Here is a 12,097-nt window from a genome sequence, read left to right as displayed (position 1 = left end):
ACTCCGTCTCGGAAATTGGTTATTAGGAAGCCAAATTAGTGTAATATTAATAACCCGGGTTTTGATAAGCTGCTATTGACGAGGCATCAAGCGGATTATTATTTTCGTCGGTCAGAAGCTGTAGGAAGACAAGTGGCCATGGTTTGAACGTATATTTTCTGTCCAAGGTACCCTTACCAACACCTAAAGCACCGATACCTCCTTTGGAAATATCATCTTTCGGGAACGGGAATGCTGTAGTACCTGTAGATGCAGCCGGAGCTCCCATCATGTCGTGGTAATAAATACGATCGTACAACAAACCGGCATTGTGCAGGTCTTCTACATTAGTTAATTCGAAACACAATTCGCGACCACGTTCGTTATAGATAAAATTGATAAAACGATCAAGTGTAGAAGCGGCTGTCGGTGGATAGTTTTCACGAACACTTTTTGCACTTACACCATCCCATTCACTTCCGTCAATGGCAATTTTGCTGTAAGAATCTGTTGTTACAGCATAAGGTGCAACTTTCTCACTTGCAGGAATAGACAAACTACCGGTAATAACACTCGGTTCCAGTGTCACAAGTACATCCGAACGATTTTCTCCGGCATGGTAAGCCGCACGTTTACGAATAACATTCAAATCGTTAATCGCGCTGGTATAGTCACCTTTACGTCCGTAAGCTTCTGCTCTGATAAGGTAGGTTTCTGCCAAACGGAAAACCGTAAAGTCTATAGAACCTGCCCCATTCACATCGGTTGATTTTCCTCTGAATTGATCCAACCATTTTCTTGGACCCATATACCATTGCGAATTGGTTGTATTAATATCAATACCAAATTGATTGCCATAGTCACCGCTAATGCGATACATCATTTTACGCCCTGCGGTATTAGTAACAACCGGGTTTGCGGGATCTACCATTGCACCTGCTTTGGGAGTACCGTCTGCGTTGAAATATCCGGCACCGTTAGGACTACCTACCATCCAGCGAACCATCATGATATAAGGCTGACTCATTACCCAAAGAGAGTCAAAAGGTTGGTCTTTCGAGTTCTCAATATAAACGATAGAACGCTTGCCAAGGGTGAGTTTTACAGCTCCTACAACAGCTTTAGTAGTTGCGGTAGGATTAAGATAGTTGTTGTAATAATAAGCAGTCGGTTTATCCCATGGTTTTCCTCCGGATGTGGTTGTTGCTGTAGCTACGTAGTCAGTTAAGTATGTTTTGTAATAACGTGAATCGTTAGCTCTGTCTGTATATTGGTCAAAACCCCAATCAGAAGGACATGCAGTTGCATAAGGACGGCCATAATCCAATGTTCTCGGAGTACAAGCTCTTAACGAGGTATGATTACTATTGAACAAGTGAACCAAAGTATTGCCATAACGGCCATCATATGTCTGTGTCGGTTCGTATTGAGCCGAAAGCAAAATTTCTTTTTGATTTTCACGTGCATAATCACTTGTTGTGGTAAATAACGTTCCAAAGTTCGGACACAAACCGCCGTATGCAGTTGTAGTCTTCAACTGATCGATAGGCATTGATGCATAAAAGATACATGAATCGAGGTCGCTAGAAACGCTTCCTTTGTACAATGCTTTCAAAGTTGGTTCTGTACTATTTTGGAAGTTTGCTCCCTGTGCACGGGCAAGATATATTTTAGCCAACAAGTGTGCTGCTGCCGGTTTGGTGATACGTCCTGTCTCAGTAGTGGTTGCCGGAAGAACATTAACGGCTTCGCGCAAATCGGTAATCATCTGTTTATAGATAACTTCCATTTTCGCTTTAGGGAAGTTAAAATTAGATGGCATCCCTGAAAAGCTGTGCAAAATAAGAGGAGCATCTCCTAAAGCATTAGTCAACAAGAAGTATGAATAGGCTCTCAGAAATAACATTTCTCCTTTTCTTGCTACTAGTGACGTCTGATCTGCCGAAGTAAGTTTCGCATAATTTTCGAGGAATAGGTTACAACGTCCGATTTCAGGGTAAGCACCTTCGGTATAACCTCCGCTTAAACTACCAATTAAGAAATTGGTAAGCGCTGTCATACGAGTCGAAACGGTAGAAGCTGGATCCCATCCGCTTGGGTTATAACTTCCCATAGCGATACGGTCTGCCAAAGACCAGTCAAATACTTCCACATCCGATCCGATACCAAATATGTAATTCCCCTGATTGTAATCACTTTTAAATCGCAGGAACTGATAACTCCCTTTACACAAAGACTGAAGTCCTTCAGCCGTTTTGTAATAATCCTGAGTTAATGTTGTAACAGATTTTTCTTCCAAAAAATCTTTACAGGAAAATAATGACGTTATCAGCAACGATAACAGAATATATTTTTTCATATTATAAACTTGATTTATTAGGTTAATAATTAGAAGCTGACTCTTACACCTGCAACAAAACTTGTATTGATAATAGTATTGTTGTTGGTACCGCCAGTTGATTCTCCCACACTGTTCGTGCTTGTCCAGCCATTCGTATCATCAGGGTTCAATCCGGCTTTCACCACTTCACCTCCGAAAATAAATGGATTCATCACCTGTCCAAAAATCTGCATACTCTTCATATTTAATTTGTTTGCAAATTTTGCCGGAAGTTTATATCCCAGTGATATATTACGAACAATCATATAAGAACCGTCGTTCACATACGATGCCTGTGTTAAAGAAGCGTTCACTGTTGCAGCACTTGCTGTGCTTGGTTGCGGATATTTACCCGATGTATTTGATGGCGACCAGAAATCGCTGGCTTTTACGTGGCGTCCATATCCTACATAGTTTGTTCCGTTTATACCGGCAGGAAGTAACGAAGAGAAGTATTTTTGTCCTAAACGCGAATACAGGAAGAAGCTGAATTCCCAGTTCTTGTAGGTAAAGGTATTGGTCAAACCTAATACCACCTTCGGATCTGTACTACCTACAATAGATTTGTCGGCATCGGTCAGCTTATAATCCGGTGTACCCAATTCCTGTGGTTTGTATTGGCCTACTGCAAATGTATAACCATTCGCTTTCCACTTTGCAATCTCAGCAAGATCTTCTGTCGTGTTTTGCCAGATTCCGGCAATGTGGTAAGTTCTGAACACATTCAAAGGCTGTCCGATATACCAGTTGTTTCCGGCCATATCCTGTTTCCCGTTCACCAATTCTACGATCTGATTTTTATTAGATGAAACAGAAAGATCTGTTGACCAGGAAAAATCTTTATTTACAATATTCTTGCTTGAAATTGTGAATTCCACACCTTTATTTCTCATTCTACCGATATTGTCCATAATTTGGGCATAACCTGTAATTGGAACAATCGAACGATACATAAGAATATCACGGGTGTTCGATAAGTAGAACTCAAGAGTACCGGTTAAACGTTGGTTCAGGAAAGCAAAATCCAAACCGACGTTGTACTGAGAAGTATGTTCCCATCCAAGAGAAGGATTCGGCATATTATATGGAATCATACCATAAGCGGCAGTGGTGCCCCATGTGTAAGCGTACTGAGCCAATGGACCTGCGGAAGAGTATGCTCCAACAGCAGAGTTTCCTGATGTACCCATACCAAAACGTAGTTTCAGCTCATCCACCCATTTAAATGATTTCATAAAAGATTCTTCATGCAATTTCCACGCAACAGAAGCTGATGGGAAAAGATCCCATTTATGACCGTCGGCAAGCTGCGAAGCACCATCAGAACGTAAAGACGCATTCAAAAGATAACGGCTATTAAAGGCATAATTAAAACGAGCCATATACGAAATCATTGAAGTTTCGCTGAAACTGGTTCCATAACTATCTGGTTTCCCATTCGAGTTAGCTGCGAGGTTGTACCATTTACAAGCATCGTAGAAAATGCTCGAAGCGCTCATGTTTGAGCCTACATTTCTTGCATACTGACCAGATTGCATTAAAGTCAATCCCAAATCATGTTTACCGAATGTTTTATTCGCATACAAAAGGTTTTCTATCAGATACTGATAAACTTCAGAGGTAGAATAAGAAGCAACAGCAGTCGTTGGCAAACCGCTTTTCAACCTGGTGGTTGAACCGGATCCCTGCCATGAACCTGAATTGGATGTTCTATAACCAGCACCAAAGTTCATGTGGTATTTAAGCCATGGTGTAAATTTAATATCGGCAAATGTATTTGCCTGAATAGTTAATTTTCTTGTCAAATCATCCGTGGTGGAGAGGTTAATGAGCGGGTTCCAGGTAGGTAGAGACTGGTTATTACCTGGATATAAAATCAAATTACCATTATCGTCGTAAGGTTTAGCCATCACATATTGACTCAATGCCAATCCGTAAGCATCATTTGGCCCGGTAGAGCTACCTGTACGATAAGAATTTCCATATTTCTGTTCACTCAGCGATGTATTTAAGTTTACGCCAACAGTTAACCATTTGAGAGGAGATGTTTCTCCGTTCATTCTGACAGAATAGCGTTTGTATCCCTGATTTTCCTGTGTTCCTTTGTTGTTATAATATCCCAATGACATATACAATTTCGAAACATCATTTCCTGATGAAATAGCAACCTGGTGATTCTGAGTAATTCCGGTTCTTGTAAGGTATTTTGCCCAGTCGGTTGTAGGAACATTGCCCGAATTGTAAACCGGAACCTGAGCTGGCAAACCGGCAGCTTGTTCCTCAGAAGTTGTCGAACGGGTTTTTACAGTTCCGTCGCTATTCCATTCGTAAGCGGAACGAATAGCTGCCATTGTTGCAGCGTCAGAGTGCCCGAAAATAGCAAGGTCAACAGTAGGATCCGGATACATGTAATTAGTTGAACCGCTTTTATAGGTTCCGCCATTAATGTTTGCTAAGCGATAACGATCAAGCATTTCGCCTGCACTTGCCCAGTCTGTTACTGAATTAATCACATCAAATGTAACAGTACCGGTATAGTCAACATTGATCTTGCCTTTTTTACCGTTTTTAGTTGTAATAAGTACAACCCCGTTAGCACCTCTAGAACCATAAATTGCAGTAGAAGATGCATCTTTCAAAATTTCCATCGATGCAATATCATTCGGATTAATATCATTCATATCACCCATCAGAATTACACCATCAACAACATAAAGAGGCGAGTTTGATCCATTAATAGATCGCGTACCACGAATAACAACATTAGAAATTTCACCCGGACGGTTGTTCGATTGTACGTCAACACCAGCTGCTTTCCCCTGCATTGCACTAATTGCATTTTGCACAGGTCTTTCTTCCAGTGTTTTAGCAGTAACCTGAGTAAGAGCGCCGGTAACGTCACTCTTCTTTACCCGGGCATAACCAATGGAAACCACTTCATTTAAAGCGATAGACGAATCTTTCATCGTAAGACTGATCGCCTTTTGTGTACCAACTGTGATTTTTTCGGTTTCCATCCCGATAAATGAAAAAACCAGTGTGGATTTTGATGACGGAACAGAGATCGAATAATTTCCATCAACATCGGTGAGTGTGCCCTGGGTTGTCCCCTGTACTTTTACGGCAACACCCGGGAGCGGAGCTCCTTGTGCGTCTTTAACATTTCCTTTTATCGTCACACTTTGTGCAAATGCCATAGGTGCAACCGATATGAGGATAAACAAACAGAGCATCTTGTAGAAGAACATAGGATGCCTGTAAACTTTTGTTCGATTTACATCATTTTTGTTTCTCATAAAGCGAAAATTAGCGGGTTAAGAATGGTTTGGGTTGAATTAAAATTGAGCATGCAGGCATGGATTTTATGCAAGCGAGCTTTGGTTAGTTCGTGGTTTATATTGCGTGTACGTACACGCGTTTAGCACATAAAAAACCCATCATTACAATGGATAATAGAATATTAATTCCAAATCGGAAAAACATTAATGGAACAAAATATTTTCATTAATCAACTTAATATTTACGAATTGCAAAATACGCTATTTTCTATCTTTGGATTCTTGAACTTATTGACACTTTGCCTTCGTATTTTGATTTTTAACACAAAAAGTAACCCTCAGCATGAACCGTACAAGCAAAACACATATTTAATTATATACCTAACACTTAACATCAAAAGCTGATTGTTGGCTACCCCAAACGGACATGGCTTAAGGGAGAAGTTACTTGGTTTTCTGTCATCACAGATGTTAGCTGATAAGAAGTTAAGGATGCAACAGACATGTTGTTTTTTTATTAATAAAAAGCAGAAAAAGTAGCGGCAGTTTACTCCTCCGTTATAGTTTGTTCACCTCATACACTTTCTCTCGTGGTTGGTCTGCTCCCAAAGTTACACCTACAACGGGCTATCTGTTACGATTCCTCCTCGCAACTGACTCAAATCTAAAAAGTATTGTTTTCATTAAGTCTTACTTTGGATGAAACACTATTAAAAATTTTAAGGAGCTGTTTAACCAGTTCTACCTCTATTTCCTGTCTCTAATACCTACAAATTTTTCTATTACTATCAAGTACAGCCTTATGATATACCCTCCCTAATCTCAAAAAAAATACCTACCTTTGGTGTCGAATCATTGTTTTGAGAAACAATTATATTTCAACCGTTTACACGACCCACACGTGCAAAAGAGAAGCTCTTGCTCTGTGGTTCCGGAAATAAATCCCGCCTTGTATGACAACAACCGAGCAGCAATTTGACTCCGTTATCAAAACCTGTCGCGATATTTTTGCCAAGAAGCTGACCGACTACGGTACTTCGTGGCGCATCATGCGACCCTCTTCGGTTACCGACCAGATATATATCAAAGCCAATCGTATCCGCAGCCTCGAAACCAAGAAGGAGGCAATGGTGGACGAAGGAACGCGCGGCGAATGGATTGCCATCGTCAACTACGGTGTCATCGGATTGATTCAGCTTGCGCTGGGTTATGCCGACCAACCCGACCTTTCGCCCGAGGAGGCTTTGGCGCTTTACGACAAATATATTCAGCAGACCAAAACGCTGATGATGGCCAAGAACCACGATTACGGCGAAGCATGGCGACTAATGCGGGTCAGCTCGTACACCGACATCATTCTGCAAAAGCTCAACCGCACCAAGCAGATCGAGTCGAACAACGGAGAAACGCTGATCTCTGAAGGAATTGATGCCAACTACTCCGACATGGTAAATTATGCCATCTTTGCGTTGATTAAAATTGATTTTGAAGGAGAACAATAACATGAATTCTCTACAAAAAAATACACTTCGAATTCTACGCTGGCTCTTCGGCGCAGTGTTTGTCTTTTCGGGCTTTGTCAAAGCCATCGATCCGCTGGGTGGCTCCTACAAATTTCAGGACTACTTTGTCGCCATGGGTCTCGAAAGCCTCAGCGCATTCGCTCTGGTGCTGTCCGTACTGCTCTCTGCCCTAGAAATGGTAATCGGCCTGAACATCATTGCCGGTATCCGCCTGAAGGAAACTTCGTGGGTCGCCCTGCTCTTTATGCTCTTCATGACTGGACTCACGGCTTGGATCTACAAAGCCAATCCCGTGCACGACTGCGGCTGTTTTGGCGATGCGTTGGTCATCAGCAACAAAGCTACGTTCTACAAAAATATCGTACTGCTGGCAATGATTATCGGAATCATTGTGTTGCGCAAACATCACACGACCACTCTCCGGCCGCTGTCGGAATGGATACTGGTAGCCTTTTCGTTCTTCAGCGTGATGACTTTGTCGCACTTCAACTACCACTACCTGCCAATGGTCGATTTCCGGCCTTACAAGATCGGAGCCAACATTCCCGAAGGAATGAAAATCCCTGATGGGGCTCCCAAAGACGAATATACCACCACGTTTATTTACGCGAAAAACGGGGCAAAGAAAGAGTTTACGCTTAACAACTATCCCGCCAACGATAGCGCATGGAAGTTCGTTGATCAGAAGACTGTTTTGGTCAAAGAAGGATACAAACCACCCATTCATGACTTTTCGATTCAGAGTCCGACAAATGGAGAAATCACTGACATCGTACTGGGCAATAAAGGCTATTCTTTCCTGCTGGTGGCGTACGACCTGAACAAAGCCGCAACCGACCGTTTCGAAAAGATCAACACCATTGCAGACTATGCCAAGAAGAACAACTATCCGTTCTACTGTTTAACGGCCTCAACGGGGAGTGATGTGGATGACTTCGTAAAGAAAACAGGATTGAAAGCAGAGGTTTGCAATGCCGATCCAATCATGCTTAAAACGACTATTCGTTCCAATCCGGGTTTAATTCTGTTGCACAACGGAACAGTAATTAATCACTGGCCTAACGGCTGGTTACCTTCGTTCGACAAGCCATTGAGCAATAATCCGAAAGATGAAATGCCGTCTATTCCATCGTGGTTGCTGGTTATGGCTGTGGCCATTGCATATACGACCGCATTTATCGTCTTGCGGCAAATCCTTATAAAACGATTTCAGATATAAGAGAGATTTTTAATTTCCATCCATCAAATAAATACATTTAGAAATGAGAAAGAACATTGTAGCAGGTAACTGGAAAATGAACAAAACCCTGCAAGAAGGCTTGGCTTTGGCCAAAGAATTGAACGAAGTTTTAGCACCAAAAACTCCTAACTGCGACGTAGTAATCGGCACTCCGTTTATCCACCTCGCAGCTGTTGCTGCAACCGTAGACACAAAAAAAATCGGCGTTGCTGCTCAAAACTGTGCCAACAAAGAATCGGGTGCTTATACCGGTGAAGTAAGTGCAGCTATGGTAAAATCTACCGGTGCTGAATACGTAATCCTCGGCCACTCAGAACGTCGCGAATATTACAACGAAACCAGCGCCATCCTGAACGACAAGGTTGCTTTGGCTTTGGCTAACGGTCTGACTCCGATCTACTGCTGCGGCGAAGCACTCGACATTCGTAACGCTAACAAACAAAACGAATTCGTAAAAAATCAGTTGGAAGAAACCATCTTCAACCTCAGCGCTGAAGACTTTAAGAAACTGGTTATCGCTTACGAACCTATCTGGGCTATCGGCACCGGCGTAACAGCTTCTACAGAACAAGCTCAGGATATGCTGAAATTTATCCGTAGCATCATCGCTGAAAAATTCGGTCAGGAAATCGCAGACAACACCTCTATCCTTTACGGTGGTAGCTGCAACGCTAAAAACGCTCCTGAACTGTTCGCTCAACCTGACATCGACGGTGGTCTGATCGGCGGTGCTTCATTGAAAGCTGCCGATTTCGTTGCAATTATCGACGCATTTTGAGACAACATTTCTAGTTCCAAAATTCCAGGTTCCAGTCTTGAAATCTTAGAATAAGGAATCTTGAAATTTGAAATTAATTGGGCGCGGAGATACAAGGTTCGCTTTGTAGCTTCGCGTCTTTTTTTCTACCTTTACCGTATGGAAAACGAACTTGCTAAACAGGTGAATATCGGCAAAGTAGTGGCTGACAAACTCAACGAAGTGGGCATCTCCACACCGGAAGAGCTCCGGGCACTCGGCAGCAAACAGGCGTTCCTCCGTTTACAGACGGTAGATAGCGGAGCATGCCTTCACGAACTGATGGCGCTCGAAGGTGCAATTCGCGGCATCCGCAAATACGATCTACCCGAAGAGGTTAAAGCCGACCTGAAACGTTTTCATCAATTGTCTCAAAAGAATTTATCGGAATAAACTTACTGCCAATAATAAAAACACCATCTACCATTAAGGCATGAAGAAGTTTAGCAAGCATCTTTATTCCTTAATCTCTTAATGGTAAAATCAGATTTACATCTCTCCTTTTTGTTTGAGAATTTATTATTGTCATTTAATTGGTAATCATCAACGTGAATCAGTTAGAAGAACTTCTATCGCATCTCAATGAAAGCCAGCGGCAGGCGGTTGCCTACAACGAAGGACCTTCGTTAGTTATCGCCGGTGCCGGCTCGGGCAAAACCCGTGTGTTGACGTATAAAATAGCATACCTGCTGTTGAGCGGTCTGCACCCCTCGTCTATTCTTGCGCTCACTTTTACCAACAAGGCCGCTCGCGAAATGAAAGAGCGTATTGCCACGCTGGTAGGTCGCGACAAGGCCAAATGGCTCTGGATGGGCACGTTCCACTCCATCTTTTCGCGCATGTTGCGTGCCGAAGCCGAGAAACTCGGGTTCACGTCGGGGTTTACCATCTACGACACAGCTGATTCCAAAAGCCTGCTCAAAACCATTATCAAGGAATTGCAGCTCGACGACAAGGTTTACAAACCGGCAGTGATTCACGGTCGCATCTCATTTGCCAAAAACAACCTGCTTACCGCCGATAAATACCAAAGCAACGGCGATTTGTACAAAGCCGACAGTGCCGCACGCATTCCTCGTACCGGCGATATTTACGCGCTGTATGCTTCACGCTGCCGTCAGGCCAATGCCATGGATTTCGATGATTTGTTGCTTTATACCAACATTCTCTTCCGTGACTACCCCGATGTACTGAACAATTACAGGCAACGCTTTGCGTTTATTTTGGTGGATGAGTATCAGGATACTAACTTCGCGCAGCACCTCATCGTAAAGCGCCTTGCCGAACAGCACCAACGCATTTCGGTGGTGGGCGACGATGCCCAGAGCATCTATTCGTTCCGCGGGGCAAACATCGACAACATTCTGAAATTCAAAAATCATTTCCCGGATAGCAAACTGTTCAAGCTAGAGCAGAATTACCGTTCCACCCAAAACATCGTAGCGGCTGCTAACAGCCTGATTCAGAAAAACAAAACACAAATTCAGAAGAACGTTTTTTCCGAAAATGCCAAAGGCCAACGCATTCAGGTATTCAGCGCCATGACCGATACTGAGGAGGGCTTTAATATCGCCAACAAGGTTTCGGAAATTCACCTGACCCAGCACCATCCGTTTAGCGATTTTGCTATTCTATACCGCACCAATGCTCAGTCGCGTATCTTCGAAGAGGCGCTACGCAAACGCAATATCCCCTATAAAATTTACGGCGGACTGTCGTTCTACCAACGCAAAGAGATCAAAGATGTGTTGGCCTATTTCCGGTTAGTCATCAACCCGTACGACGAAGAGGCACTAAAACGCGTCATCAACTATCCGGCACGCGGTATCGGGGATACAACCGTCGGCAAGATTTCCGATTGCGCGCATCTGCATCATGTCTCCATGTGGGAAGTGTTGAGCGATCCGTTGCAGTTCAACCTTGGAGTCAACGCGGGAACTGCCGGCAAGCTTTCTAAATTCCGCGAACTGATCTTCTCGTTCATCGAAAAATCGCCACAATTGGATGCTTACGAGATGGCACAGGAAGTGGTCAAAGGAGCAGGCATCATGGCCGATGTCAGTGTCGACACTTCACCCGAGAACCTCAGCAAACAGGAGAACCTGCAGGAGTTGGTAAGTGGCATGCACGAATTCTGCGAACAGCGCGTTAACGAAGGCGAAACCGAAATCGGACTGGTTTCGTTTATGTCGGAAGTATCATTGTTGACCGATCAGGACAACACGAACGACGAAGATGCCGAGAAGCTCACCATGATGACCATCCACTCTGCAAAAGGGCTCGAGTTCCGCAATGTATTTATCGTTGGAATGGAAGAGGGATTGTTTCCGTCGGGGTATGTAGACAGCGAAAGTGAAGTGGAAGAGGAACGTCGCCTGTTCTACGTAGCTATTACCCGCGCCGAAGAGCAATGCTTTATCAGTTACGCCAAAAGCCGCTTCCGCAACGGCCAACTCAATTTTCAAAATCCAAGTCGCTTTCTGGGCGACATCGACCAGCAATACCTCGACCTACCCATCGATTATAAAACGATGTACGGTCGCCGTCAGGAACGCAGCATCGATCAGGAACGGGAGCTGTTCAGCTCGCCAACCGCTTACAACCGTCCGCAACCGGCATCGACCAATGTCGGTTCGCACGAAACCAATAAGTGGAAGAAATTAAGCAACTCGTCAGGAGGATCAACAACTCAAGCCGTTCAATCGGCAGGAGGGATAGCCGTCGGCAACACGGTTCGGCATGAAAAGTTCGGCATCGGGCAGGTTGTCAATATTGAAAACGTGGATGGCAACAACAAAGCCACCGTCGACTTCGGAACCAACGGCACACGGGCATTGCTGCTGAAATATGCAAAATTGGAAGTAATAAATAGATAGTGAGATTGCGAGGCTGCGAGAAAGT

The 12,097-nt window shown here is 43.6% G+C and carries 7 protein-coding genes; 5 read left to right on the top strand and 2 right to left on the bottom strand.

Annotation, left to right across the window (positions count from 1 at the left end; translation table 11 throughout):
- Window positions 1-46 precede the first annotated feature (46 nt).
- Together PJIAN_RS04555 and PJIAN_RS04550 are read right to left on the bottom strand one after the other, a co-directional pair.
- Window positions 47-2,338: a RagB/SusD family nutrient uptake outer membrane protein gene (locus PJIAN_RS04555; RefSeq protein WP_068702417.1), complete on the bottom strand. Its 2,292-nt coding sequence runs from the start codon at window positions 2,336-2,338 to the stop codon at window positions 47-49.
- Window positions 2,339-2,367: 29 nt separating this feature from the next.
- Complete coding sequence (locus tag PJIAN_RS04550) at window positions 2,368-5,655, bottom strand: SusC/RagA family TonB-linked outer membrane protein (protein ID WP_068702416.1); 3,288 nt, start codon at window positions 5,653-5,655, stop codon at window positions 2,368-2,370.
- Window positions 5,656-6,590: 935 nt separating this feature from the next.
- Between PJIAN_RS04550 and PJIAN_RS04545 the strand changes: the two genes are divergently transcribed.
- The 5 genes from PJIAN_RS04545 (at window position 6,591) to PJIAN_RS04525 (ending at window position 12,072) form a co-directional block, all read left to right on the top strand.
- The gene (locus PJIAN_RS04545; RefSeq protein ID WP_068702415.1) at window positions 6,591-7,139 is read left to right on the top strand and encodes a DUF1599 domain-containing protein; all 549 of its coding nucleotides are present in this window, start codon (window positions 6,591-6,593) and stop codon (window positions 7,137-7,139) included.
- 1 nt (window position 7,140) lies between these two features.
- The gene (locus tag PJIAN_RS04540; protein WP_068702414.1) at window positions 7,141-8,379 is read left to right on the top strand and encodes a BT_3928 family protein; all 1,239 of its coding nucleotides are present in this window, start codon (window positions 7,141-7,143) and stop codon (window positions 8,377-8,379) included.
- A gap of 43 nt (window positions 8,380-8,422) precedes the next feature.
- Complete coding sequence (gene tpiA, locus PJIAN_RS04535) at window positions 8,423-9,178, top strand: triose-phosphate isomerase (protein ID WP_068702413.1); 756 nt, start codon at window positions 8,423-8,425, stop codon at window positions 9,176-9,178.
- A 138-nt stretch (window positions 9,179-9,316) separates the two neighbouring features.
- Window positions 9,317-9,589 (top strand): TfoX/Sxy family protein, encoded by a 273-nt coding sequence (locus tag PJIAN_RS04530; RefSeq protein ID WP_068702411.1) that lies wholly within the window; start codon window positions 9,317-9,319, stop codon window positions 9,587-9,589.
- Window positions 9,590-9,738: 149 nt separating this feature from the next.
- On the top strand, window positions 9,739-12,072 hold the full coding sequence (locus tag PJIAN_RS04525) for an ATP-dependent helicase (protein ID WP_068702756.1): 2,334 nt from the start codon (window positions 9,739-9,741) through the stop codon (window positions 12,070-12,072).
- Window positions 12,073-12,097: the final 25 nt, after the last annotated feature.

The sequence above is a fragment of the Paludibacter jiangxiensis genome (assembly GCF_001618385.1).
Lineage (GTDB): Bacteria > Bacteroidota > Bacteroidia > Bacteroidales > Paludibacteraceae > Microbacter > Microbacter jiangxiensis.
Note: the sequence above shows the minus strand (reverse complement) of the source record. Positions and strands in the feature narration are given on the sequence as shown.